Annotated in this window: 28 protein-coding genes; 11 read left to right on the forward strand and 17 right to left on the reverse strand. The window is 68.7% G+C overall.

Going from position 1 to position 22,423, the window contains the following annotated elements:
* Positions 1-3 precede the first annotated feature (3 nt).
* From ybeY to secB, 15 genes are all read right to left on the reverse strand, one after another.
* Positions 4-510 (reverse strand): rRNA maturation RNase YbeY, encoded by a 507-nt coding sequence (gene ybeY, locus PE061_RS06875; RefSeq protein ID WP_271258359.1) that lies wholly within the window; start codon positions 508-510, stop codon positions 4-6.
* Positions 503-1,507: a PhoH family protein gene (locus PE061_RS06880; protein WP_271258360.1), complete on the reverse strand. Its 1,005-nt coding sequence runs from the start codon at positions 1,505-1,507 to the stop codon at positions 503-505. Before PE061_RS06880 ends, ybeY begins: the two co-directional genes overlap by 8 nt.
* 2 nt (positions 1,508-1,509) lie before the next feature.
* Positions 1,510-2,841 (reverse strand): tRNA (N6-isopentenyl adenosine(37)-C2)-methylthiotransferase MiaB, encoded by a 1,332-nt coding sequence (gene miaB, locus PE061_RS06885; protein WP_271258361.1) that lies wholly within the window; start codon positions 2,839-2,841, stop codon positions 1,510-1,512.
* Entirely contained in the window at positions 2,838-3,263 is a 426-nt protein-coding gene (locus PE061_RS06890; protein WP_271258362.1) for a Fur family transcriptional regulator, read from the reverse strand. The genes miaB and PE061_RS06890 overlap by 4 nt, the downstream gene beginning before the upstream one ends.
* A gap of 80 nt (positions 3,264-3,343) precedes the next feature.
* Positions 3,344-3,763: a MucR family transcriptional regulator gene (locus tag PE061_RS06895; protein ID WP_271258363.1), complete on the reverse strand. Its 420-nt coding sequence runs from the start codon at positions 3,761-3,763 to the stop codon at positions 3,344-3,346.
* 103 nt (positions 3,764-3,866) lie between these two features.
* On the reverse strand, positions 3,867-4,325 hold the full coding sequence (locus PE061_RS06900) for a GNAT family N-acetyltransferase (RefSeq protein WP_271258364.1): 459 nt from the start codon (positions 4,323-4,325) through the stop codon (positions 3,867-3,869).
* Positions 4,322-4,936, reverse strand: a complete 615-nt coding sequence (tsaB, locus tag PE061_RS06905) for a tRNA (adenosine(37)-N6)-threonylcarbamoyltransferase complex dimerization subunit type 1 TsaB (RefSeq protein WP_271258365.1) — start codon at positions 4,934-4,936, stop codon at positions 4,322-4,324. The genes PE061_RS06900 and tsaB overlap by 4 nt, the downstream gene beginning before the upstream one ends.
* Positions 4,936-5,529 carry a malonic semialdehyde reductase gene (locus PE061_RS06910; RefSeq protein ID WP_271258366.1) on the reverse strand — a complete coding sequence of 198 codons (594 nt, stop codon included), beginning with the start codon at positions 5,527-5,529 and terminating at the stop codon, positions 4,936-4,938. Before PE061_RS06910 ends, tsaB begins: the two co-directional genes overlap by 1 nt.
* Before the next feature lie 29 nt (positions 5,530-5,558).
* Positions 5,559-6,122, reverse strand: coding sequence for a NifU family protein (locus PE061_RS06915; RefSeq protein WP_271258367.1), 564 nt, complete (start codon positions 6,120-6,122; stop codon positions 5,559-5,561).
* 52 nt (positions 6,123-6,174) lie between these two features.
* A complete protein-coding gene (locus PE061_RS06920; protein WP_271258368.1) occupies positions 6,175-6,660 on the reverse strand; it encodes a universal stress protein in 486 nt (161 codons plus the stop codon).
* Positions 6,657-7,607 carry a hypothetical protein gene (locus PE061_RS06925; protein WP_271258369.1) on the reverse strand — a complete coding sequence of 317 codons (951 nt, stop codon included), beginning with the start codon at positions 7,605-7,607 and terminating at the stop codon, positions 6,657-6,659. The genes PE061_RS06920 and PE061_RS06925 overlap by 4 nt, the downstream gene beginning before the upstream one ends.
* Before the next feature lie 122 nt (positions 7,608-7,729).
* Complete coding sequence (locus PE061_RS06930; RefSeq protein WP_271258370.1) at positions 7,730-8,380, reverse strand: DUF4136 domain-containing protein; 651 nt, start codon at positions 8,378-8,380, stop codon at positions 7,730-7,732.
* 91 nt (positions 8,381-8,471) lie between these two features.
* Complete coding sequence (trpS, locus tag PE061_RS06935; protein WP_271258371.1) at positions 8,472-9,494, reverse strand: tryptophan--tRNA ligase; 1,023 nt, start codon at positions 9,492-9,494, stop codon at positions 8,472-8,474.
* 49 nt (positions 9,495-9,543) lie between these two features.
* A complete protein-coding gene (murJ, locus tag PE061_RS06940) occupies positions 9,544-11,106 on the reverse strand; it encodes a murein biosynthesis integral membrane protein MurJ (RefSeq protein ID WP_271258372.1) in 1,563 nt (520 codons plus the stop codon).
* A gap of 22 nt (positions 11,107-11,128) precedes the next feature.
* Entirely contained in the window at positions 11,129-11,653 is a 525-nt protein-coding gene (secB, locus tag PE061_RS06945; protein ID WP_271258373.1) for a protein-export chaperone SecB, read from the reverse strand.
* A 218-nt stretch (positions 11,654-11,871) separates the two neighbouring features.
* Here secB and PE061_RS06950 point away from each other — a divergent pair, with 218 nt between their 5' ends.
* The 4 genes from PE061_RS06950 (at position 11,872) to PE061_RS06965 (ending at position 15,405) form a co-directional block, all read left to right on the forward strand.
* Positions 11,872-12,528: a Tim44/TimA family putative adaptor protein gene (locus PE061_RS06950; RefSeq protein ID WP_271259144.1), complete on the forward strand. Its 657-nt coding sequence runs from the start codon at positions 11,872-11,874 to the stop codon at positions 12,526-12,528.
* An 88-nt stretch (positions 12,529-12,616) separates the two neighbouring features.
* A complete protein-coding gene (locus PE061_RS06955) occupies positions 12,617-13,834 on the forward strand; it encodes a murein transglycosylase A (RefSeq protein ID WP_271258374.1) in 1,218 nt (405 codons plus the stop codon).
* Entirely contained in the window at positions 13,818-14,360 is a 543-nt protein-coding gene (locus PE061_RS06960) for a Smr/MutS family protein (RefSeq protein ID WP_271258375.1), read from the forward strand. Before PE061_RS06955 ends, PE061_RS06960 begins: the two co-directional genes overlap by 17 nt.
* A gap of 58 nt (positions 14,361-14,418) precedes the next feature.
* Positions 14,419-15,405, forward strand: a complete 987-nt coding sequence (locus tag PE061_RS06965; protein ID WP_271258376.1) for an I78 family peptidase inhibitor — start codon at positions 14,419-14,421, stop codon at positions 15,403-15,405.
* 7 nt (positions 15,406-15,412) lie between these two features.
* Here the strand turns inward: PE061_RS06965 and hslU are convergent, their stop codons facing one another.
* Both hslU and hslV read right to left on the reverse strand, forming a co-directional pair.
* Entirely contained in the window at positions 15,413-16,756 is a 1,344-nt protein-coding gene (gene hslU / locus PE061_RS06970) for an ATP-dependent protease ATPase subunit HslU (RefSeq protein ID WP_271258377.1), read from the reverse strand.
* Positions 16,753-17,304 (reverse strand): ATP-dependent protease subunit HslV, encoded by a 552-nt coding sequence (gene hslV, locus PE061_RS06975; protein ID WP_420794373.1) that lies wholly within the window; start codon positions 17,302-17,304, stop codon positions 16,753-16,755. Before hslV ends, hslU begins: the two co-directional genes overlap by 4 nt.
* A gap of 95 nt (positions 17,305-17,399) precedes the next feature.
* On the opposite strand from hslV, the gene PE061_RS06980 reads away from it, so the two are divergent.
* Genes PE061_RS06980 through PE061_RS07010 form a run of 7 tightly spaced genes read left to right on the forward strand, consistent with a single transcriptional unit; the run spans position 17,400 to position 22,289 of the window.
* Complete coding sequence (locus tag PE061_RS06980; RefSeq protein ID WP_271258378.1) at positions 17,400-18,722, forward strand: PQQ-dependent sugar dehydrogenase; 1,323 nt, start codon at positions 17,400-17,402, stop codon at positions 18,720-18,722.
* Positions 18,719-19,318, forward strand: coding sequence for an imidazoleglycerol-phosphate dehydratase HisB (gene hisB / locus PE061_RS06985; RefSeq protein ID WP_271258379.1), 600 nt, complete (start codon positions 18,719-18,721; stop codon positions 19,316-19,318). The genes PE061_RS06980 and hisB overlap by 4 nt, the downstream gene beginning before the upstream one ends.
* A gap of 32 nt (positions 19,319-19,350) precedes the next feature.
* Positions 19,351-20,007 carry an imidazole glycerol phosphate synthase subunit HisH gene (gene hisH / locus PE061_RS06990; protein ID WP_271258380.1) on the forward strand — a complete coding sequence of 219 codons (657 nt, stop codon included), beginning with the start codon at positions 19,351-19,353 and terminating at the stop codon, positions 20,005-20,007.
* A 27-nt stretch (positions 20,008-20,034) separates the two neighbouring features.
* Positions 20,035-20,763, forward strand: coding sequence for a 1-(5-phosphoribosyl)-5-[(5-phosphoribosylamino)methylideneamino]imidazole-4-carboxamide isomerase (gene hisA, locus PE061_RS06995; RefSeq protein ID WP_271258381.1), 729 nt, complete (start codon positions 20,035-20,037; stop codon positions 20,761-20,763).
* Positions 20,760-21,521, forward strand: a complete 762-nt coding sequence (gene hisF, locus PE061_RS07000) for an imidazole glycerol phosphate synthase subunit HisF (RefSeq protein WP_271258382.1) — start codon at positions 20,760-20,762, stop codon at positions 21,519-21,521. The genes hisA and hisF overlap by 4 nt, the downstream gene beginning before the upstream one ends.
* 31 nt (positions 21,522-21,552) lie before the next feature.
* A complete protein-coding gene (locus tag PE061_RS07005) occupies positions 21,553-21,900 on the forward strand; it encodes a phosphoribosyl-ATP diphosphatase (protein WP_271258383.1) in 348 nt (115 codons plus the stop codon).
* Positions 21,901-21,902: 2 nt separating this feature from the next.
* Entirely contained in the window at positions 21,903-22,289 is a 387-nt protein-coding gene (locus PE061_RS07010) for a histidine triad nucleotide-binding protein (RefSeq protein ID WP_271258384.1), read from the forward strand.
* The last annotated feature ends 134 nt before the right edge of the window (positions 22,290-22,423 follow it).

Below are 22,423 nucleotides of genomic sequence, written 5' to 3' on the forward strand. Positions count from 1 at the left end.
CCGTCATGCCTCGCCGGCGTAGGGGTTGGCAATCCCCAGCGACCCGAGCGCGCGGTGTTCCATCTCCTCCATCGCCTCGGCTTCGGCGTCATGCTCGTGGTCGTAGCCGACGAGATGCAGGAGCCCGTGGACGATGAGATGCGTCGCGTGATCGGCGATGCCGATGCCGCGCTCGGCGGCTTCGCGCGCCACGACGCCGTCGGCGAGCACGATGTCGCCGAGCAGCACCTCGCCGTCGTCGCTGTTGGAAAGGCCCTCCAGCAGGTCGGGCTGCACCATCGGGAACGACAGCACGTTCGTGGGCTTGTCCTTGCCGCGATACTGCGCGTTCAGCGTCTTCACCTCGGCATCGTCGGTCAGGCGAATCGAAACCTCGCAGCAGAAGCTCGCGTCGATCAGGCCCGCATAGGGCGTCTCGGCGAGCGCGGCGCGGCAGGCGGTTTCGGCGAGCGCTGTCCAGTCGGCATCCGGCCATGCGCCGCCCGCGATGCTCGCGGCGACGTCAAGCATCGGGGCCTTCGTAGGCCTCCACGATGCGGCCGACGATCGGATGGCGCACCACGTCGCCTGCGCCGAAGCGCACCACGGCGATGCCCTCGATGCCCTCGAGGCGCTGCGTGGCGTCGTGAAGTCCGGAGCGGCCGGGGTTGGGCAGGTCGACCTGCTTCGGGTCGCCGCAGATCACCATGCGGCTGCCCTGCCCGAAGCGGGTGAGGAACATCTTCATCTGCTCGGGCGTGGTGTTCTGCGCCTCGTCGAGGATGACGAAGGCATTGGCGAGCGTGCGCCCGCGCATGAAGGCGATGGGCGCGATCTCGATCTCGCCGCTGGCGATGCGCCGCTCCACCTGTTCGGACGGCAGCATGTCGTAGAGCGCGTCGTAGAGCGGCCGGAGGTAGGGATCGACCTTCTCGCGCATGTCGCCGGGGAGGAAGCCGAGCCGCTCGCCCGCCTCCACCGCCGGGCGCGACAGGATCAGCCGGTCGACCGAGCCCGCGATGAGCTGGCTCACCGCCTGCGCCACCGCCACATAGGTCTTGCCCGTGCCCGCCGGTCCCAATGCGAAGATGATGTCCTGCCGGCTGAGCGCCTCCATGTAGCGAAGCTGCGTCGGCGAGCGCGGCACGATGGTCTTGCGCCGCGTGCGGATGATGACCGGCGAGGCGCCGCCGTCCTCGGCGCGGACGAGGCCTTCGAGCGACGGGTCCTGCGACAGCGCGAGCGCGCCCTCCACGTCGCCGACATCGACGCTCTGGCCGAGCGCGAGGCGATTGTAGAGGCCGGTCAGCACGTCGCGCGCCCGCGCCGCGGCGTGGGCCTCGCCCTCGATCGAAAGCCGGTTGCCGCGCGCGGCGATATAGACGCCGAGCCGGTTCTCGATGGCGATCAGGTTCTGGTCGTACTGGCCGAACAGCGCGCCGAGCAGTTCGGCGCGGTTGAAATCGAGTTCGAGCCGGACGCGGTCGTTCGCGGCGGGCGGGGAGAGCGGAGCGGATTTTCTGGCCATCGTCAGGCAGCTTCGGCGAACGCGATGCGTCCTGCAAGACTGTTCGCGAAGGCGCCTTCGATCTCCACCGTCACGATGTCTCCGATGCTCGCGCCGCGCGCGTCGACGTATACGGATTGCAGCCACGGCGACTTGCCGATGAGCTGCCCCACGTGCTTGCCGGGGCGTTCCAGCAGGATGGGCATGGTGCGGCCGAGCGCGGCGCGGTTGAACGCCAGCTGCTGTTCCTGCACCAGCGCCTGCAGCCGGTGCAGCCGGTCCGACTTCACGTCCTCGCCGATCTGTCCGCCCATCTCCGCCGCCGGGGTGCCGGGGCGCGCCGAATATTTGAACGAATAGGCCTGCGCGTAGTTCGCCGCGCGGATGATCGCGAGCGTCTCCTCGAACTCGGCCTCGGTCTCGCCGGGAAAGCCGACGATGAAGTCGCCGGAGATCGCCATGTCGGCGCGCGCGGCGCGCAGCTTCTCGATGATGGCGAGATAGGTCTCGGCCGTGTGCGAGCGGTTCATCGCCTTCAGCACACGGTTGGAGCCGGACTGCACGGGGAGGTGCAGGTAGGGCATCAGTTTGGGCGTGGCGCCGTGCGCGTCGATCAGCGCGTCCGTCATGTCGGCGGGATGGCTCGTCGTGTAGCGGATGCGGGCGATCCCCTCGATCGCCGCGACCTCGGCGATGAGCGCCGCGAAGTCGGTGCCGTCGTGGCGATAGGCGTTGACGTTCTGCCCGAGCAGCACGATCTCGCGCGCGCCCTCGCCCGCGAGGCGGCGGGCCTCTTCAAGGATTGCTGCCGCGGGCCGCGAAACCTCGGCGCCGCGCGTGTAGGGCACGACGCAGTAGGTGCAGAACTTGTCGCAGCCCTCCTGGATCGTCAGGAACGACGAGGGCGCGGCCTTGCGGCGCTTGCCGAGCGCCTCGAACTTCTCCAGCGTCGGCAGGTCGGTCTCGACCGGGCGCTCCTTCGCCCGCGCGATCAGGTCCGGCAGCCGGTGATAGGCCTGCGGCCCCACGACGACATCGACCGCGGGCGCGCGGCGCACGATCTCGGCGCCTTCCGCCTGCGCCACGCAGCCCGCGACCGCGACGACCGGCTTCGGCCCCTCGCGGTGCTTCAGCCGTCCGATCTCCGAATAGACCTTCTCGCTGGCGCGTTCGCGGATGTGGCAGGTGTTGAGCACGACGATATCGGCGTCCTCCGCCGAGGCCGCCGGCGTGTGGCCTTCCGCCTCCAGCAGCTCCGCCATGCGCTCGCTGTCGTAGACGTTCATCTGGCAGCCGAACGTCTTGACGAAATAGGAACGGGAATCGCGCACCGGCGTGCCTTCGGCTCGCGTCAATTCGCGGGCGTGGTCTTGCGCGCCCGGCCGTAGAGCTCCAGCCGGTGATCGACCAGCTCGAAGCCGAGGCGGTCGGCGATCGCGCGCTGCAGCTCTTCGAGCGCGTCGTCGTGGAACTCGATGACGGCGCCGGTCTCCACGTCGATCAGGTGATCGTGATGCTCCTCGGGCGTCGGCTCATAGCGCGAGCGGCCGTCGCGGAAATCGTGACGTTCGAGGATGCCGGCCTCCTCGAAGAGGCGCACCGTGCGATAGACCGTGGCGATGGAAATGCCGGCATCGATCGCCGATGCCCGCCGATACAGCTCCTCGACATCGGGATGGTCGTCCGCATCGGAGAGCACCCGCGCGATCACGCGGCGCTGTTCGGTGATGCGCAGGCCGCGCTCGGCGCAAATGGCTTCGATGTCGATCTTGGTCATGGGCGGAGTGTAGGCACGGAAACAGGGACGGACAAGTCCGTCCCTGCGCGTCCCTGATGCCTTCGCGCGTTTGGCGCGGGCTACTTGCGTTTGCCGGCGCGCTTGGTGCCGAGGCCGATCTTCTTGGCGAGCGCCTGGCGCTGCAAGGCGTAGTTGGGGGCGACCATCGGATAGTCGGCGGGAAGGTTCCACTTCGCGCGATACTCGTCCGGCGTCATGTTGTAGTGCGTCATCAGGTGGCGTTTCAGCATTTTCAGCTTCTTGCCGTCCTCCAGACAGATGATGAAGTCGGGCTTCACCGATGCGCGGACCGAAACCGCAGGTTCCTGGCGCGGCTTTGCAGGCTCCACCGCCCCACCAAGCTTCGCGAGCGTCGAATAGACGTTCTCGATCACGTTCGGCAGGTCCGAAACCGCCACCGTATTGTTTGCGACATGCGACGACACGATGTCCGCCGTGAGCGCAAGTAGCTCCTGATGATTTTCGCTTTGTTCGTTCATAAGACCTGTTGACCCCGACTGTTTTGTTGTTGGACTGCCGAACTTATGTAGCGTCCGAATGATTTTCGCAAGATTTAACGTATTTTACGAACAGTCGAAATATCTACAGTGACAGCGCCATGGTCATCGCATCGAAGCGCAAGTGATTTTCGCCGGAATAATAATCTTTTCTCTGTCCGACACAGATAAACCCCTGGCGTTCATAAAGCCCGCGCGCGGCATTGTTGCCGGCGCGGACTTCCAGGAACATGCGCCGGGCGCCGGATTGTTTCGCAAGATCAACGGATCGTTTCAACAGTTCCGTTCCGATACCCTGCCCGCAGCGCGGCGGATCGACGGCGATCAGCAGAAGCTCGCAGTCCTCGCCCGCGAAGCGCGTCAGCGTGAAGCCGGCGGGCGCCGCGTCCGCAACCGCCATTTCGGAGCGCGTGCCCGGCATCGTCAGCGTGCCGAGCAGCTGGCTGCCGTTCCAGCCCTCGCCGTAGCGCGGATCGAAGGCGCGCGACATCAGCACCGCGAGCGCGGGCACGTCGTCGATCGTGACGGTGCGGAAATGCCTCATGCTGGTAGCTTCGCATCGGGTGCGCGCACGTAAAGCGGCGTCGGCGGCAAGGTGCGGAGCGAAGGCGGCAACAGCCTCACGTCGCGCGCGTCGGGCGGCGTGTCCGAAAGGACGGCGGCGGGGCTGCCCGCATCCTTCAGCAGCGGCGCGCCCGTTCCCGCCAGCGGGCCTGCGCACGCCGCGGCAGCGGCGGCGACCGGCAGCGCCGCGACCGGCGCTGCCGCTTGCAGGTCCCGGCCGAACGCCTGCACGAACACCTCGCCGCGCCCGGCGTCCAGCACGGCCGTGAGATGCGGGGCGTCGCTCGCGGCGAAGGCGCGCGCGGCAAGCAGCGTCATCGACGAAAAGCCGTGGACCGGCACGTCCCAGACGAGCCCGAAGCCCCGCGCGGCGGCGATGCCGACGCGAAGCCCGGTGAAGCTCCCCGGACCCACGTCGACCGCGATGGCGCGCGGGCGCGCGCCGGATTCGGCGAGCACGGCCTCGACGAGCGGCACGAGCCGCTCGGAATGGCCGCGGCCGATGATCTCGTGCCGCGCCGCGACGATGGCCGTCCCGTCGATCAGCGCGACCGAACAGGCGGCGGTGCCGGTTTCGATCGCGAGCAGCATCAGACGATGGACGCGGCCTCTTCGAACGACAGGCGCGGGCTGCGCGGGAACAGGTTCTTCTCGGTGCCGTAGCCGATCGAGCAGATGAAGTTCGTCTCGATGTCGGTGCCCGCGAAGAAGGCGGCGTCGACCTTCGCCTTGTCGAAGCCCGACATCGGGCCGCAATTGAGCCCGATCGCGCGCGCCGCGATGATGAAATACGCGCCCTGCAGCGAGGAGTTGCGGAACGCGGTTTCACGGACGAGGGCGTCGTTGCTGGTGAACCAGCTGCGCGCGTCGGTGTGCGGGAACAGCTTCGGCAGCTGGTCGTAGAACTTCATGTCCATGCCGATGATGGCGGTGACGGGCGCCTGCCGGATCTTCGGCGCGTTGCTGCCCGAAGCGCAGGCGGCGAGCTTCTCGCGCGCTTCCGGGCTTTTCGCGAACACGATCCGCGCGGGCTCGCAGTTCGCCGAGGTCGGCCCCATGCGCATCAGGTCGTAGACGGCGCGCAGCTGCACGTCGGAAACCGGGCGGTCGGACCAGTCGTTGTGCGTCCTCGCGCTGCGGAAGATGAGGTCGAGGTCGCGGTCGCTCAGCAGATGATCGGTCATGGGGACTCCCTGTTCTGTCGCCGGGCCGGTCAGACGGCGCGGACGTCCGTGACTTCCGGCACATAGTATTTCAGAAGGTTTTCGATGCCGTTCTTGAGCGTCGCCGTCGACGAGGGGCAGCCCGAGCAGGCGCCCTGCATCTGGAGGTAGACGACGCCTTCCCTGAAGCCCTTGTAGATGATGTCGCCGCCGTCGTTGGCGACCGCGGGCCGGATGCGCGTTTCCAGCAGGTCCCTGATCTGCGCGACGATGTCCGCAGTCTCCGGATCGTCCTCGACCTCGACCTCGGTTTCGGCGGCGCCGGTTTCATTCAGGAGCGGCGCGCCGCTCGCGAAATGGTCGACGATGATGCCGAGCACCTGCGGCTTCAGCTCGCGCCATTCGCTGCCGCCCTCGGCGCGCGTCACGGAGATGAAGTCGCTGCCGAGGAACACGCCCGTGACGTCGCCGAGCGCGAAGAGCGCGCTTGCCAGCGGCGATGCCTCCGCGGCCTCGGGCGATCCGAAATCGACGGTTCCCGAAGGCATCACGGTGCGCCCGGGAAGGAACTTCACGGTCGCGGGGTTGGGTGTGGCCTGGGTCTCGATGAACATGGCGGTTGTCCTGACTGCTGCCCGCCCCATGTGGCGTGCCTTGCCCGCCGGATCAAGCCAGACGGTCGATTGCTTCCGGATCGAGCCCGCCGGGCACGATGACCACCACGCAGGGGAGGTTGCCGGCGCGCTCGCCGGAGAAATGGCTGACGAGCGGCCCCGGCGCGCCCTTCGCGGCGGCGCCGAGGATCAGCGCGTGGACCTTGTTCTCCGTCAGGATCCGGCCGACTTCGTCGACCGCCTTGCCCTCGCGGATCACCAGCGCCGGGCGCTGCCCCGAAAGCGTCATCACCTCGTCGGCCTTGCGGCTGAGCAGGGCCTCGGCGGCCTCCTGGGCTTCGGCGGCGATCATGTCCTGAAGCCCGCCGGAGAGCAGGAACTCGGGCTTGGGAACGATATTCACGAGCATGATGTTGCCGCCGGTCATCTTCGCGCGGATGGCGGCATAGCGCATGGCCAGCGCCGATTCGTCGGTGTCGTCGACGACGACGAGATAGTTGGGCGTCCCCGTCCCTAGGGCCGTCCCCGGGGCCGTCATCGGGCGAGGCCTGCCGCGAGTGTGCGCAGCGATTCGCGTGCGCGCATCAGGAAATAGCCCTGCTCGACGAGATCCTGCCGGCCGACGCCGAAGGCGGGGCGCTTTCCGGCGACGGCATCGAGCGCTTCGGTCGTCTCGGCCCATGTCGCGGCGAGCTGCCGCTGGCCGATCGTCGTGCCGAAATCCTCGCGCAGTCCGCGCATCAGCATGGCGGCCGCATAGGCGCCGCCGCGGACCTCGTTGAACTGCGCGTCGGCGCTGCCGACGCGGCTGTCGTCGATCATGCGGTCGACCGCGCCCGCTTCTTCCGCGAGCGCGGCGCTGAGGCCGAGCAGCGCGAGCCGCAGCTCGCGGGCGTCGCCCTCGCCCGGCGCCGCGCTTTCCGCGACCGCGCGGTTGTAGCGCGCCAGCGCCTCGATCGCGTCGCGGTAGCGGCTTTCGGCGGAGCCGCCGATGAAGGGAAAGTCGCCGTGCAGCCAGCCGCGATCGGGCGGCGTCTTCAGCGCCTCCGCCGCCTCGCTGAGTTCGGGGTCGCCGCCGACGCCCTGATCGAAGCTGGTGACGAACGCGCTGATCGCGGAGTGCTGCCCGCGCTGGAAGGCGGGCATGTCCTCGAGCAGGCCGGTGGGGCGGAGCAGGCTGTCGTTGGGCGTCCAGCCCTTGTCCAGCGCCTGATCGAGCAGCATTGCGGCCGTCGCCACCGCAACGCTTCCGCCCGGCGGCAACACGGTGGTTCCGGGACGCACGGTGAGATCGGCCCGCGTGTCAGACAGCAGGCTGCCGATGACGCCCCAGTAGAGGATCGCGGCGAAGAACGCGCCGAGGATCATCAGCATCCAGCGCGGCATCGCGGCGATGCGTCCGGCGAGGCCGGTGCCGTCGGTTTCGGCACCGGCGGCGGTGACGGGGTTCACCGTCTGGCGGCGGAAGATGTCGAATATACCCACGCGCTGTTCTTAGAGCATCGTGCGCGAAAGTGGGAACCGGTTTTGCGCGTGGGGCGATGCGGCACGAAAGGCCGAAGCGCGCGACGAGGCGGCAGGGAAGCCCCCGCCGCCCTCGCGAACCGTCAGTAGCCGCTCTTCTTCTGGTCGACCTTCACGCGCACGGTCTGCCCGGAATTGCCCGGGAAGCCCTGGAACATCGCCTCGACGAGGTTGGGCACGAGCTTGGTGAGGTCGGACGAGCGCGTCGTCGCCTCGGCACGGCCCTCGAACACCGGCGCGCCGTTCTTGCGGACGATGTCCATGTCGAGGAACGAGCGGTAGACGGTGTAGCTGTAAACCTCGGCGCCGCCGTAGCCGGGGCCCCAGAACGGATCGTAGAACGAGCCCCAGTAATAGGGGTGGTAGCGGTAGCGGCTGTAGTAGGGCCAGCCCCAGCCACCCCATCCGTAACCCGCGCCGAAGCCGGTGTAGCGGGTGTCGATCTTCTCGCGGCCGTCGTTGACGCCGTAGTCGAGCTTGACGACGAGCGTCGCGGCCTCGGGCGAGGCGGCGCGCTGATAGCCCTGCTGGACGAGCTTGTTCTCGACGTAGGACGCGTATTGCGCGAACTCGAGGCCGCCCGAGCGGGCCGGGTCGCGGGCCTCGATCGCGAAGCTCTCGCCCGACGGCGCCGGCAGGCGCTGGAAGCGGGAAACGTCGGCAGTGAAGGGCGTCGTGCAGGCGGCGACCAGCGCCAGCAGCCCCAGCGACAACAGGATCTTCGGCAGTTTCATGCTATTCACCTACGGGCTTTCTCGTTCGCACCTTCGCCATGCTTATATAATGCATGTGCGCGGCTGAACGATCCCTGAATTTTCAAAGTCCTCAGCCGGGGAAGCCACCAAGGAATCCGACGGTCCGTTTCACCTCCGCGAGCACCGGCGCCGCGATGGCGTCGGCACGCGCCGCGCCCTTCGCCAGCACGGCGTCGAGATGGCCGGGATCGGCGCAAAGCTCGCGGAAACGCGCGGCGATCGGCGCCAGCACGCTCACCGTGAGGTCGGCGAGCGCGGGCTTGAACGCGCCGAAGCCCTTGCCCTCGAACTCCGCGAGCACCGCCTCGGCGCTCGTTCCCGCAAGCGCCGCGTAGATCGAGACGAGGTTCCGCGCCTCGGGCCGCGACTCGAGTCCCACGACGTCGCCCGGCAGCGGCTCGGGGTCGGTCTTCGCCTTCCTGATCTTCTGCGCGATGGCGTCGGCGTCGTCGGCGAGGTTGATGCGGCTCATGTCCGAGGGATCGGATTTCGACATCTTCGCGGTGCCGTCGCGCAGCGACATCACGCGCGTCGCCGGGCCCTGGATCACGGGCTCGGGAAGCGGGAACAGCTGCACGCCGTAGTCGGTGTTGAACTTCTGCGCGATGTCGCGGGAGAGTTCGAGATGCTGCTTCTGGTCCTCGCCCACCGGCACGTGCGTCGCCTTGTAGCCGAGGATGTCGGCCGCCTGCAGCACAGGATAGCCGAACAGCCCGACGGAGGCGCCTTCGCGGTCCTTGCCCGACTTCTCCTTGAACTGCGTCATGCGCTGCATCCAGCCCATGCGCGCGGTGCACATCAGGATCCAGCACAGCTCGGCGTGCATGTGCACCTGGCTCTGGTTGAACAGCACGGCGCGCTCGGGGTCGATGCCACTCGCGAGCAGCGCGGCGGCCATCTCGTGGATGCCCCGGCGCAGCGCCTCCGGCTCCTGCCACAGCGTGATCGCGTGCAGGTCCACGATGCAATAGACGCATTCGTGCCGGTGCTGCATGTCCACCCAGTTGCGGATGGCGCCGAGGTAGTTGCCGAGGTGCAGGTTGCCGGTCGGCTGGATGCCGGAAAAGACGCGCGGTTGGAAAGTCTGTGTCATAGCGCGCCGCCGTTAGGCCCCGCGCGGCATGAAGGTCAAGCGATGTTGCTCAGGCGCTGTTGCCGCGCCGGAGCTTGGCGAGGTGTTCGTGGTGGAAGCCGCCGATCGCCCAGAGCGTCCCGAAATAAAGGCCCGCCCCGGTCACGACGACCGCCGTCAGCGCGCCCGCGCGCGCCAGCGCGCCGCCGGTGAAGGCGGACCCGAGCGCGCCCGTCACCCACCAGAGCCCGGCGGCCATCACGAGCGCGGCGAGAAGCTGCTTGCCGACGCGCAGGAGCACCGCGCCCGTCAGCGTGAAGTGCCCGCGCCGGTGGAGGATCGTGTAGAGCAGCACACAGTTGAACCAGCTCGAAACGGCGGTCGCCGCCGCAAGCCCCACGATTCCGAAGCGGTCGATGACGAGCAGGATCACGGCGACGTTGAAGGTGAGCGCCGCCGCGGCGGTCTTCACCGGCGTCTTCGTGTCGCCGCGCGCGAAGAAGCCGGGCGTCAGCACCTTGATCAGCACATAGGCGGGCAGACCGGCGACGAGCGCCACCAGCACGCCCGAGGTGACGGAAACATGCGCCGCCGTGAACCGGCCGCCGAGGAAGATCGCCTCCACGATCGGGTGCGCGGCAACGGCGAGCGCCACGGCGGCGGGCAGCGTCAGCAGCATCGAAAGCTCGACCGCCGTGCCTTGCAGCTTCTGCGCGCCATCCGCGTCCGCGCGCGCGATGAGGCGGCTGAGCGCGGGCAGGATCGCGGTGCCGAGCGCGATGCCGACGACGCCGAGCGGCAACTGGTTCAGCCGGTCGGCGTAGTTCAGGAAGCTCATCGCGCCCTCCTCGAGCCGGGTCGCGAAGAACGTGTCGATGAGCTGGGAGAGCTGGTAGATGCCCGCGCCGAACGTCGCGGGCACGATGATGCGGCCGAGTTCCCGCACCTTGGGGTCGAGTCGCGGCCAGCGGAGACGCAGCGTCAGCCCGGCCCGGCGCACCGCCCACAGTAGCCACACGAACTGCACGATGCCCGCCACCGTCACCGAAACCGCGAGCGCCCGCGCCGTCTCTGCGCTGTCGCCCGTGGTGCTGCCGAAGAACAGCACGCCGATGATGAGGCAGAGGTTGAGCAGGATCGGCGCGGCGGCGGCGGCGGCGAACTTCGACATGGAATTGAGCACGCCCGAGAGCAGCGACACGAGGCTGATGAGCAGCAGGTAGGGAAAGGCGATTCGGGTCAGCTCGACGGTCAGCTCGAACTTGCCCGGCACGTCCTTGTAGGCGCTCGCCATCAGCCAGACGACGCCGGGCATGAAGATCTCGAACAGCGCCGTGAACAGCAGCAGCACGGGCAGGAACACGGACAGCACGTTCGCCGAGAAGCGCTCCGCGGCCTTCATGCCGCCGGGGCCGTGCAGTTCCTTGCTGAACATCGGCACGTAGGCGGCACTAAACGCGCCTTCCGCGAACAGGCGGCGGAAGATGTTCGGCAGCTTGAACGCCACGAAGAAGGCGTCCGCGCCCGCGCCCGCGCCGAGCAGGCGCGAAAGCAGCATGTCGCGGGCAAAGCCGAAGACGCGGCTGACGAGGGTCAGCCCTCCGATGACGCCGACGCTCTTGACGAGCGACATGGGCGCTGCCTCCCGCGAGGCCTCAGGCGTGCCCGATCTCGCCGGACTGGCCTGCCTCTTCCGCCTGCTGCTGGCGGGCGAAATAGAGCTGCGCGAAGTCGATCGGGTCGAGCATCAGCGGCGGGAAGCCGCCGTCACGCGTCGCGTCCGCGAAGATGCGGCGGGCGAACGGGAACAGCTGGCGCGGCGCCTCGACGACGAGGAACAGCTCGAGGTGCTCCTGCGGCACGTTCTGGAGGCCGAACAGGCCGCCGTAGAGAAGCTCGGTGATGAAGGCGGTCTTGCCGGTCTCGAAGGTCGCGTTCGCGGAGAGCTTCAGCTCCACCTCGTAGACGTTCTCGCCCTGCTGGCGGACGCCGACGTTGACGTTGATCTCGATCTTCGGCTGGCCCGCGCCCTGCTGCAGCGACTGCGGCGCGCCGGGGTTCTCGAACGACAGGTCCTTCACGTACTGCGCGAGGATGCTAACCTGCGGCAGGGCTTCCGCCGGGGCTTCGCCGCCGTTGCCGTTGATGTAGCCTTCGTCGCCCGTTTCGTTCTCGGCCATGATGCAGGTCTCAATTCTGTTGAATGCTGGAATATCGCGCGCTCGCTAGCAGGCGCATGGAACCGGCGCAAGGCGGCGCTGTTCCTTGTATGCGGCGGAGAATAGCCTATCTTAACGGAAAACAGGTTAAGCTGCGTGGACGGGGCCGCACGGCGCTGTTAAGCAAATGCGGTTGAAAGGACGCTTGAAGGTAGAGAATCATGGGCGACAGCAGCGGACTGATCGAGATCGTCGTTCTGGCGATGCTCGCGGGGTTCATCGCCCTTCGGCTCGTCAGCGTGCTCGGCCGCCGCACCGGCCACGAGGAGCCCGCGGGCGAAATCGTCCGCCGCAGCCCCGCCGAGCAGCAGACGCCGCCGCGCGCGGGCAGCTACGACCTGCCGCCCGCCGCGCCGCTCGACCTTCCCGCCGACATGTCGCCCGCGCTGAAGGAATCGCTGAACGCGATCGCCGCGGCCGATCCCTCCTTCGATCCGTCGCGCTTCGCCGAGGGCGCCAAGGCCGCCTATCGCATGATCCTCGAAGCCTTCTGGAAGGGCGACGTCGCGGCGCTGCGCGATCTCGTTTCCGACGACATCGCCGACCAGTTCGCCGAGGCGATCGCCGCGCGCGAGGCGGAAGGGCTGACGCTCGACAATCGCCTCGTGTCGCTGGAAAAGGTGGAGATCGTCGCCGCGCAGCTTCGCGGCGCGATGGCCGAGGTGACGCTGCGCTTCGACGCCGATCTCGTCGCCATCACGCGCGACAAGGCGGGCAGCGTCGTCAGCGGCTCGCTGTCGGACGCGGTGCAGTCGCACGACGTCTGGACGTTCAGCCGCCACACCGGCGCCGCCGACCCCAACTGGCTGCTCATCGACACCGACGAGGACGCCTGATCGCGGCGTCCTTGCGACGAATGCGGATTCCCGCCGCGACCGAAATCCGCTAGCCCTGCGCTCCGATCAAGGTTTGCCGGAGTTCCGCGTGCGTCATCGCCTTTTCCCCATGCTGTTCCTGCTCGCGGTCGCCGCGTGCGCGTCGCCGCGCGCCGTCACGACGCCTGCCGCACCGGTGTCGCCGGGTGCGCAGCCTGCGCCGACGGCACCCGCAGGGCCCGCGACGGCGGCGGCGCTCGGCGCCGTGCCCGCCACGTTCGCCGAGATTCCCGGCTGGGAAACCAACGACTTCGCCGCCACCCTCGCCGCGTTCCGCAAGTCCTGCCGCGCCGTCACGCGCCGCACGGACCTCTCCGGGCTCACCATCGCGTCCGACTGGGAAACCGCCTGCAACCTCGTTCCCGCCGCCACCGACGCGCGCGCCTTCTTCGAGGTGAACTTCACGCCTGTCCGCGTCGGCACCGGCGCGGCGTTCGTCACCGGCTACTACGAGCCGGAGATCGCGGGATCGCGCACGCGCGGCCCCGGCTATCTGGTGCCGATCTACGGGCTTCCCGACGACCTCGTGCGCGTCGACCAGCCCGATCCGGCCAACCCTGCCCAGATGAAGAAGGCCACCGGCCGCATCGACGAGACCGGCGCCTACCAGCTCTACTGGTCGCGCGAGGACATCGACAACGGCGCGCTGTTCGACCGCAACCTCGAGATCGCGTGGGCGGCGGACGAGGTGGAGTTCTTCTTCCTCCAGATCCAGGGCTCGGGGCGCCTGCGCCTGCCGGACGGCAGCGTCATGCGCATCGGCTACGCGGGCCAGAACGGCCGCGAGTATGTTGGCATCGGGCGGCGGCTCCGGGACATGAACGTGCTCGCCCCCGGCGAGGCCTCGATGCAGGGCATCATGCGCTGGCTGCGCGCCAACCCCGAAGACGGCCGCAAGCTGATGCACGAGAACAAAAGCTACATCTTCTTCAAGGAACTGACCGGCGAAGGTCCGCTCGGCGCGATGGGCACGCCGGTGACGCCGGAGCGCAGCCTCGCCGCCGATCCGATGTTCGTGCCCCTGGGGGCGCCCGTCTGGCTCTCCACGCGCTACACGGATGTCGATCGCGGCATGAAGCCGTTCGCGGCGCTGATGGTGGCGCAGGACACCGGCGGCGCCATCAAGGGCGCGAACCGCTTCGACCTGTTCTGGGGCGCGGGCGAGCGGGCGCGCACCATCGCCGGCGGGCTTTCCAGCGAGGGCGCGGCCTTCATCCTGCTGCCGAAGGCGGCGGCGGCGCGTCTCACCCGTGGCGCGGCGGCCTGAACCGCCTTCGGACGCGGACGCCGCGCCCGATGACGTACTCTGGGCGAAGGTCACGGCGTCCGTCCGCCCGCTGAGATCGCGCGGCCCCCTGCCGCCGGAGCCGCCGCGGCTGCGCGTGCAGGTCCGCCCGCAGCCGGTCGAAGCCCCTGAACTCTCGCGCCAGCGCGCCGCCGCCGCGCCGGAAGCCGCCTCGCTCGACGGCGGCTGGGACCGCCGCATCCGCAAGGGCAATATCGAGGCGGAGCGCACCGTCGATCTGCATGGCCACACGCAGGACGAGGCCTACGAAGCCCTCGCCGGGGCGTTGCAGCGCGCATGGCGGGACGATGTGCGCACGCTGCTCGTCATCACCGGCAAGACCCGCCCCGCCGGCAAGGACGGGCGTCCGCGCGGCGTCATCGCCGCGAACTTCTCCCGCTGGGCGGCGACCCCGGCGCTCCGGCCCTTCATCGCCGCCATCCGCCCCGCGCACCCGCGCCACGGCGGCAGCGGCGCGTGGTACGTGATCCTGCGGCGCAAGCGGTAGCTGTACCGTCGTTGCCGCGAGTGGCATGATCGGGAACAGGAATCAGGGGAGACCGCCGATGACCTCGAAGACGTTCGCGTTGCTCGCCGCTGCGCTGCTCCTGCCCGCGCTGCCTGTCCATGCCGCGCCCGCCGCCGTTGCGGCCGCAGTCGCCGCGAAGGACCGCCCGGAAGCCGAGGTGAAGCTCGACGAGAGCCGCAAGCCTGCCGAGGTCCTGAAGTTCCTCGGCCTCGAGCGCGGCGACCGGGCGTTCGATTTCCTCGCCGGGCGCGGCTATTACAGCGAGATCATGGCGCGCGCGGTCGGGCCGAAGGGCGCCGTCGTCGCGTGGAACCCGCCCGGCATCGCCGCAAGCGATCAGGCGAAGGCGGCGTGGGACGGCATCCGCAGCCGCGTGAAGAACGCCTCGGCGTTCGCGGTGCCGCTGCCGAACCTCGCGCTCGCGCCCGCCAGCTTCGATTTCGCGCTGCTGCACCTCGTCTATCACGACACCTATTGGGAAAGCGCCGAATACGGCTTCGCGCGCGTCGAGCCCGCGGAGGTGCTCGCGAAGCTCTACGGCGCCATGAAGCCGGGCGGCATCGTCGGCGTCATCGACCACGTCGGCCCCGCGGGCGCCGACGTGCGCGCCGAGGCGGACAAGACGCACCGCATCGACCCCGCCGTGATCCGCGCGGATTTCGAGCGCGCCGGTTTTGCTTTCGAAGGCGAATCGGATGTGCTGCGCGTGCCGGGCGACGACCTGTCGAAGTCGGTGTTCGATCCCGCCGTGCGCGGCAAGACGGACCGCGTCGTCTACAGGTTCAGCAAGCCGGAGCACGCCCCGAAGGATGATCTCGCGATGGCCTGCGACGTGGAGAAGGCGCAACGGTTCATCGGCCAGACCGCCGACGAGGCGACGATCGGGAAGATGAAGGCGGCAACCGGCGCCCGCACCGCGCGCGTCGTGCCGCCGAACGGCGCGGTGACGATGGACTTCCGGCCGGACCGGCTGACCATTTCGACCGACGAAGGCGGCAACATCACCCGCGTTTCGTGCGGCTGAGGACCATCTAGAGAATGTACTTCGACAGATCGTTGTCGCGCGCGATGTCGGAAAGCTGCGCGTCCACGTAGGCCGCGTCGATCCTCACCGCCGAGCCGCCGCGCTCGGAGGCGTCGAAGCTGATCTCCTCGAGCAGCTTCTCGAGCACCGTCTGGAGCCGCCGCGCGCCGATGTTCTCGATGCGGTCGTTCACCTGCGCCGCGATCCGCGCTATGGCGTCGATGGCGTCGTCGGTGAAGTCGAGGTTCACGCCCTCCGTGCCGATCAGCGCCGCGTACTGCTTCACCAGCGAGGCTTCGGTGTCCGTCAGGATGCGGCGGAAATCCGCTTCCGTCAGGCCCTTGAGCTCGACGCGGATCGGCAGGCGGCCCTGAAGCTCCGGCAGCAGGTCCGAGGGCTTGGCGACATGGAACGCGCCCGAGGCGATGAACAGGATATGGTCCGTCTTCACCGGGCCGTACTTGGTGGCGACCGTCGTGCCCTCGATCAGCGGCAAGAGGTCGCGCTGCACGCCTTCGCGCGAGACGGAGCCGCCGCGCACGTCGGAAACGGCGATCTTGTCGATCTCGTCGAGGAACACGATGCCGTTCTGCTCGGCCGCCTGGATCGCCTCGCGGTTCACCTCCTCCTGGTCGAGGCGCTTGTCGGACTCCTCGTTGACGAGCGCTTCCCACGCCTGCCGCACCTTCAGCTTGCGCTTCCTGGTGCGCTGGCCGCCCAGCTTGCCGAACATGCCGCCGAGGTCGATCATGCCGACCTGCCCGGCCATGCCGGGGATCTCGAAGGGCATCTGCGGGGCCTCGTCGACCTCGATCTCGATCTCCTTGTCGGAAAGCTCGCCCGCGATCAGCTTCTCGCGGAAGCGGTCGCGCGTGGCGCCGCTCGCGTCCTTGCCGACGAGCGCGTCGAGCACGCGCGCCTCGGCGGCCTGCTCGGCCTGATCGCGCACGCCCTTGCGCTTCGTCTCGCGGACGAGGCGGATGGCTTCCTCGACGAGATCGCGCACGATTTGCTCGACGTCGCGGCCGACATAGCCGACCTCGGTGAACTTGGTCGCCTCCACCTTCAGGAACGGCGCCTCGGCGAGCTTCGCGAGGCGGCGGCTGATCTCGGTCTTGCCGCAGCCGGTCGGCCCGATCATCAGGATGTTCTTGGGGCTCACCTCGTCGCGCATGTCCTCGGGCAGCTGCTGGCGCCGCCAGCGGTTCCTGAGCGCGACGGCGACGGCGCGCTTGGCGTCGTTCTGGCCGACGATGTAGCGGTCGAGCGCCGCGACGACGGCCTTCGGCGTGAGCGCGGAGATGGCTTCGCCCGATCCTGCGGTGTTCTTGATGGGGGCTTCGACGTTCATTGGGCCGCCTCCAGCGTTTCGATGGTGAGATTGGTGTTGGTGAAGACGCAGATGTCGGCGGCGATGTTCATGGCCTTCTGCGCCACGTCGTCGGCCGAAAGCCCGTCGATGTCGATCAGCGCCCGCGCGGCGGAGAGTGCATAGTTGCCGCCCGAGCCGATCGCGGTCACATGGTGCTCGGGTTCCAGCACGTCGCCCGTGCCGGTCAGCACCAGCGTCACCTCGCGGTCGGCGACGATCATCATCGCCTCCAGCCGCCGGAGGTAGCGGTCTGTCCGCCAGTCCTTGGCGAGTTCCACCGCCGCGCGCTTCAGCTGGCCGGGGAAGCGCTCCAGCTTCGCTTCCAGCCGTTCGAAGAGCGTGAAGGCGTCGGCGGTCGCGCCGGCGAAGCCGCCGATCACGCTGCCGTCGCCGAGGCGGCGCACCTTCTTCGCGTCGCCCTTCATCACGGTGTTGCCGAGGCTGACCTGTCCGTCGCCTGCGATCACCACCTTGCCGTTCTTGCGCACGGCAAGGATGGTCGTGCCGTGCATCACCTGGTCTGCCATGATTGGAAACGTGTCTTTCGTGTGGGTGTGAGAGTGTTCGCCAACTGATATAGGGAGCGAAAACCACGCTTCAATTCCGCACCCGGGAGACCAGCATGAAGACCGCCATCGTCGCCGCACTGCTTGCGCTCGCCGCGTGCGGCGATACCGCGAAGCTGAGCGTGGAGGACGGCACCGGCCCGGACCCGAAACTTCCCGAGCCCGTGCAGACGCTCACCCCCACGGTCAACGTCGCGGACGCGAAGCCGTGGGCGCCGGGGGAGGCGCCGGTCGCCGCCGAGGGCTATTCCGTCGCGCTCTTCGCAGAGGGGCTCGATCACCCGCGCTGGCTCTACCGGCTGCCGAACGGCGACATCCTCGTCGCCGAAACCAACAAGCCGCCGCGCCCGGTCAAGGGCATCATGGGCCGTATCGAGGCGTACATCATGGGGAAGGCAGGCGCGGGCGTCGCGTCCGCCGACCGCATCACGCTGCTGCGCGACGCGGACGGCGACGGCAGCATCGACAGCCGCGGCGCGTTCCTGACCGAAGGCCTCGGCTCGCCGTTCGGCATGGCGCTGATCGGGGACCGCTTCTACGTCGGCAACTACGCCGACGTGCGGGTCTGGCCCTATGCGGAGGGTGCGACGTCGCTCGCCGGACCGGGCACGAAGCTCGTCGACCTGCCGAACAGGGGCACGCGCACCGGGCACTGGACGCGGAACCTGCTGGCGAGCCCGGACGGCGCGAGGCTTTATGTCGCGGTCGGTTCGGCCTCGAACGTCGCGGAGGAAGGCATGGAGGTCGAGGAAGGCCGCGCCGCGATCCACGAGATCGACCTCGCCACGGGCAAGTCGCGCATCTTCGCCTCCGGCCTTCGCAATCCCGTGGGCATGGACTGGAACCCGGTGACGAAGGACCTCTGGACCGCCGTCAACGAGCGCGATGCGCTCGGCAGCGACCTCGTGCCCGACTACATGACGAGCGTGAAGGACGGCGGCTTCTACGGCTGGCCCTACAGCTACTACGGCCGGAACGAGGACGCGCGCCCGGAGCCGAAGCGTCCCGATCTCGTCGCAAAGGCGATCAAGCCCGACTATGCGCTCGGGGCGCACACGGCGAGCCTCGGCCTTGCCTTCATGGCCGACGGCAGCGGCGCGTTCGTCGGTCAGCACGGCTCATGGAACCGGAAGCCCCGCTCCGGCTACAAGGTGGTCTTCGTGCCGTTTTCCGGCGGCAAGCCCGCCGGAATGCCGCGCGATATTCTCACGGGCTTCCTCGTCGGCGACAATGCGAAGGGCCGCCCGGTCGGTGTCGCGTTCGACCGCACCGGCGCGCTGCTGGTGGCGGACGACGTGGGGAGCCGCATCTGGCGCGTGACGGGGCCGGGCCTCAAGAACCTTGAGCCTGCCGGGGAAGGCGCTATAGCGCCCGAATGACCCAGCGCACCGCGAGCATCGTCCGCAAGACGAACGAGACCGACATCGCCGTCGAGGTGAACCTCGACGGCACCGGCCAGTATGAGATCGAAACCGGCGTCGGCTTCCTCGATCACATGCTGGAGCAGCTCTCGCGCCATTCGCTGATCGACGTGAAGCTCACCTGCAAGGGCGATCTCCACATCGACCAGCACCACACGGTCGAGGACTGCGGCATCGCGCTCGGCGAGGCGATCCACAAGGCGCTCGGGGAGAAGCGCGGCATCCGCCGCTACGGCGACGCGCTCTCGCCGATGGACGAGGCGCTGACCCGCGTCGCGCTCGACATCTCGGGCCGCCCGTTCCTCGTCTGGAAGGTGTCGATCCCTCAAGCACGGCTGGGCGAGATGGACACGGAGCTGTTCCCGCACTGGTTCCACAGCTTCGCGGGCAGCGTCGGCATGACGCTGCATGTCGAGCAGCTTTCGGGCGAAAATTCACATCATATTATCGAATCCTGCTTTAAGGGTCTGGCGAGAGCCTTGCGGACGGCGACGGAGATCGACCGGCGCAAGGCGGACAGCGTGCCGAGCACCAAGGGCGTTCTCGGCGGCTGACCGGAAGCTCTAGGGATCAGGCACGGCACGGTATGGCGGAACGGATTGCAGTCATCGACTACGGCGCGGGCAACCTGCGCTCGGTGGCGAAGGCGCTGGAAGCGGCTTCGAACGAGATCGGCGTCGCCGTGCAGATCGTGGTGACGGACAGCCCCTCGACGGCCTCGCAGGCGGACCGCATCGTGCTTCCGGGCGTCGGCGCCTTCGGCCAGTGCGCGACGTCGCTGCGCGCCATCGACGGCATGGAGGACGTGCTGAGCGAGGTCGTGCTCGTCAAGCAGCGCCCGTTCCTCGGTATCTGCGTCGGTATGCAGCTCCTCGCCAAGCGCGGCGAGGAAAAGGGCATCCACCAGGGTTTGGGGTGGATTCCGGGCAAGGTCGTGAAGCTCGATCCGCATGACCCGAACCTCAAGATTCCGCACATGGGCTGGTCGCCCGTGTCGATGAAGCTCGCGGGCATCAACCACGAGGCGCTGCGCCACGTCGAGGACGGCGGCGAGGCCTATTTCGTGCACAGCTTCCATTTCGAGTGCACCGATCATTCGCACCTGCTCGCCACCTGCGACTACGGCGGGCCGATCACCGCGATCATCGGGCGGGACAATATTCTCGGCGCGCAGTTCCACCCGGAAAAGAGCCAGCACTACGGTCTCTCGTTCCTCGCCGCGTTTCTGGGCTGGACGCCGTAGATTCGCTGGGGCTAATGCAGCCCCGCAATGTCCTTCACGATCTTCCCAGCCATCGACCTCAAGTCCGGTCAGGTGGTGCGCCTCGCCGAGGGCGACATGGCGCGCGCCACCATCTATTCCGATGATCCCGCCGCGCAGGCGGCTGCGTTCGCGCGGGGCGGCGCCGACTGGCTGCACGTCGTCGATCTCGACGGCGCCTTCGCGGGCCGCAGCATCAACGGCGAGGTGGTCGCGCGAATCGTCGCCGCCTTCCCCGGCAAGGTGCAGCTCGGCGGCGGCATCCGCGACATGGCGGCCGTCGACGCCTGGTTCGGGCGCGGCGTGACGCGCGCCGTCATCGGCACCGCCGCGCTCAAGGACCCCGATTTCGTGAAGGCCGCGGCTAAGGCGCATCCGGACCGGATCGTCGTCGCCGTCGATGCGAAGGGCGGCATGGTTGCCACGGAGGGCTGGGCGGAGGCGTCGGACATGCCGGTCGCCGACCTCGCGCGCCGCTTCGAGGACGCGGGCGTCGCCGCCGTGCTGTTCACCGATGTCGGCCGCGACGGGCTCCTGAAAGGCGTCAATCTCGAAGCGACGCACGCGCTCGCGAAGGCGCAGACGCTCCCCGTCATCGCCAGCGGCGGCGTCGCGGGCGAGGCGGACATCCATGCGCTGAAGGCGATCGCGGCGGACGGCATCGCGGGCGTCATCTGCGGCCGCGCCATCTACGATGGCCGTCTCGACCTCGGCCGAGCGCTCGCCATCGCCGCATGAGCGCGGTGCGCATCATCCCCTGCCTCGACGTGGCGAACGGCCGTGTCGTCAAGGGCGTCAACTTCGTCGACCTGCGCGACGCGGGCGATCCGGTCGAGGCCGCCAAGGCCTATGACGCTGCCGGAGCGGACGAGATCTGCTTCCTCGACATCACCGCGACGCACGAGGACCGCGGCACGCTGCTCGACATCGTCCAGCGCACGGCGGACCAGTGCTTCGTGCCCCTCACCGTCGGCGGCGGCGTCCGCTCGGTGGAGGACGCGCGCGCGCTGCTGCTGGCGGGCGCGGACAAGGTGGCGATCAACAGCGCCGCGGTGCGCGATCCCGATGTCGTCACCGCGCTTTCGCAGCATTTCGGTTCGCAGTGCGTCGTCGTCGCCATCGACGCGCGCCAGTCCGGCCCCGGCCGCTGGGAGATCTTCACGCACGGCGGCCGCAAGGCGACCGGCATCGACGCGCTCGAGTTCGCGCTCACCGTCGTCGACAAGGGCGCGGGCGAGATCCTGCTCACCTCGATGGACCGCGACGGCACCAAGGCCGGCTTCGACCTCGCGCTCACCCGCACCATCGCCGATTCGGTGCCGGTGCCGGTGATCGCGAGCGGCGGCGTTGGCAACGTCGCGCATCTCGTGGAGGGCGTGCGCGAGGGCCATGCCTCCGCCGTGCTCGCCGCCTCCATCTTCCACTTCGGCGAGGTGACGATCGGCGAAGCGCGCGCGGCGATGCGCGCGGCGGGCATCAAGGTGCGAAACCGTTGACGCCCCGCGCCGCCGGCGTCAGGGTCGCGCCATGACCGCAACGCTCGACCGCCTCGCCGCCATCGTCGCCTCGCGCCGCGCTGCCGATCCGGCGGAAAGCTATGTCGCGAAGCTCTTCGCGAAGGGCCGCGGGAAGATCGCGCAGAAGGTGGGCGAGGAGGCCGTGGAAGCCGTCATCGCCGCCGTGGGGGACGATCGCGAGGGGCTGATCGGCGAAAGCGCGGACCTCCTCTTCCACCTCTCCGTGCTCTGGGCGGACATGGGCATCACGCCGGACGACATCGATGCCGAGCTCGCCCGCCGCGAGGGCGTCTCGGGCATTGCCGAGAAGGCCGCCAGAAAAACCGAAGTACCGAAAGCCGAAACATCGGGAGACTGACCGTGGGCGTCGAAACGCTGGAGCCTTACGACGACGACAACATCTTCGCGCGCATCCTGCGCGGCGAGATTCCGGCGCGGCCGGTCTACGAGGACGACCACGCCTTCGCCTTCCACGACATCAACCCGCAGGCGCCGACGCACGTGCTGGTGATCCCGAAGGGCCGCTACGTCAGCTGGGCGGATTTCGCGGAAAAGGCGCCGGATGCGGAAATCGCCGGTTTCGTGCGGGCCGTGGGCGCCGTCGCGCGCGAGCTCGGCATCGAGGAATCGGGCTATCGCCTGCTCGCCAACGCCGGTCCCGATTCGCATCAGGAGGTGCCGCATCTCCACGTGCACATCTTCGGCGGGAAAAAACTCGGGCCGATGCTCGTGACGCCCGGAAATTAGCGCCGAATCGCGCGCTTTTCATTTTGTGGTCGAGGGGAAAACCGCTAGACCACGCAACATTGTTTCAGTGTCCGGGCTGCGGCTGGGGAGCGCGGCCGTGTATCTGGGCTGTCGTATCTGGGGGGAGTTCCCGA

It is taken from the genome of Sphingosinicella microcystinivorans, from assembly GCF_027941835.1.
GTDB lineage: Bacteria > Pseudomonadota > Alphaproteobacteria > Sphingomonadales > Sphingomonadaceae > Sphingosinicella.

Coding starts and splice junctions, on each gene's coding strand:
- trpS (WP_271258371.1), bottom strand. CDS start 9,494: ATGACACAGACTTTCCAACCGCGCGTCTTTTCCGGCATCCAGCCGACC.
- PE061_RS06980 (WP_271258378.1), top strand. CDS start 17,400: ATGAAGACCGCCATCGTCGCCGCACTGCTTGCGCTCGCCGCGTGCGGC.
- ybeY (WP_271258359.1), bottom strand. CDS start 510: ATGCTTGACGTCGCCGCGAGCATCGCGGGCGGCGCATGGCCGGATGCC.
- PE061_RS06900 (WP_271258364.1), bottom strand. CDS start 4,325: ATGAGGCATTTCCGCACCGTCACGATCGACGACGTGCCCGCGCTCGCG.
- hisH (WP_271258380.1), top strand. CDS start 19,351: ATGGCGGAACGGATTGCAGTCATCGACTACGGCGCGGGCAACCTGCGC.
- hslU (WP_271258377.1), bottom strand. CDS start 16,756: ATGAACGTCGAAGCCCCCATCAAGAACACCGCAGGATCGGGCGAAGCC.
- PE061_RS07005 (WP_271258383.1), top strand. CDS start 21,553: ATGACCGCAACGCTCGACCGCCTCGCCGCCATCGTCGCCTCGCGCCGC.
- PE061_RS06965 (WP_271258376.1), top strand. CDS start 14,419: ATGACCTCGAAGACGTTCGCGTTGCTCGCCGCTGCGCTGCTCCTGCCC.
- PE061_RS06920 (WP_271258368.1), bottom strand. CDS start 6,660: ATGACGGCCCCGGGGACGGCCCTAGGGACGGGGACGCCCAACTATCTC.
- PE061_RS06930 (WP_271258370.1), bottom strand. CDS start 8,380: ATGAAACTGCCGAAGATCCTGTTGTCGCTGGGGCTGCTGGCGCTGGTC.
- hisF (WP_271258382.1), top strand. CDS start 20,760: ATGAGCGCGGTGCGCATCATCCCCTGCCTCGACGTGGCGAACGGCCGT.
- PE061_RS06880 (WP_271258360.1), bottom strand. CDS start 1,507: ATGGCCAGAAAATCCGCTCCGCTCTCCCCGCCCGCCGCGAACGACCGC.
- PE061_RS06895 (WP_271258363.1), bottom strand. CDS start 3,763: ATGAACGAACAAAGCGAAAATCATCAGGAGCTACTTGCGCTCACGGCG.
- murJ (WP_271258372.1), bottom strand. CDS start 11,106: ATGTCGCTCGTCAAGAGCGTCGGCGTCATCGGAGGGCTGACCCTCGTC.
- secB (WP_271258373.1), bottom strand. CDS start 11,653: ATGGCCGAGAACGAAACGGGCGACGAAGGCTACATCAACGGCAACGGC.
- hisA (WP_271258381.1), top strand. CDS start 20,035: ATGTCCTTCACGATCTTCCCAGCCATCGACCTCAAGTCCGGTCAGGTG.
- PE061_RS06910 (WP_271258366.1), bottom strand. CDS start 5,529: ATGACCGATCATCTGCTGAGCGACCGCGACCTCGACCTCATCTTCCGC.
- hslV (WP_420794373.1), bottom strand. CDS start 17,304: ATGGCAGACCAGGTGATGCACGGCACGACCATCCTTGCCGTGCGCAAG.
- PE061_RS06915 (WP_271258367.1), bottom strand. CDS start 6,122: ATGTTCATCGAGACCCAGGCCACACCCAACCCCGCGACCGTGAAGTTC.
- tsaB (WP_271258365.1), bottom strand. CDS start 4,936: ATGCTGCTCGCGATCGAAACCGGCACCGCCGCCTGTTCGGTCGCGCTG.
- hisB (WP_271258379.1), top strand. CDS start 18,719: ATGACCCAGCGCACCGCGAGCATCGTCCGCAAGACGAACGAGACCGAC.
- PE061_RS06890 (WP_271258362.1), bottom strand. CDS start 3,263: ATGACCAAGATCGACATCGAAGCCATTTGCGCCGAGCGCGGCCTGCGC.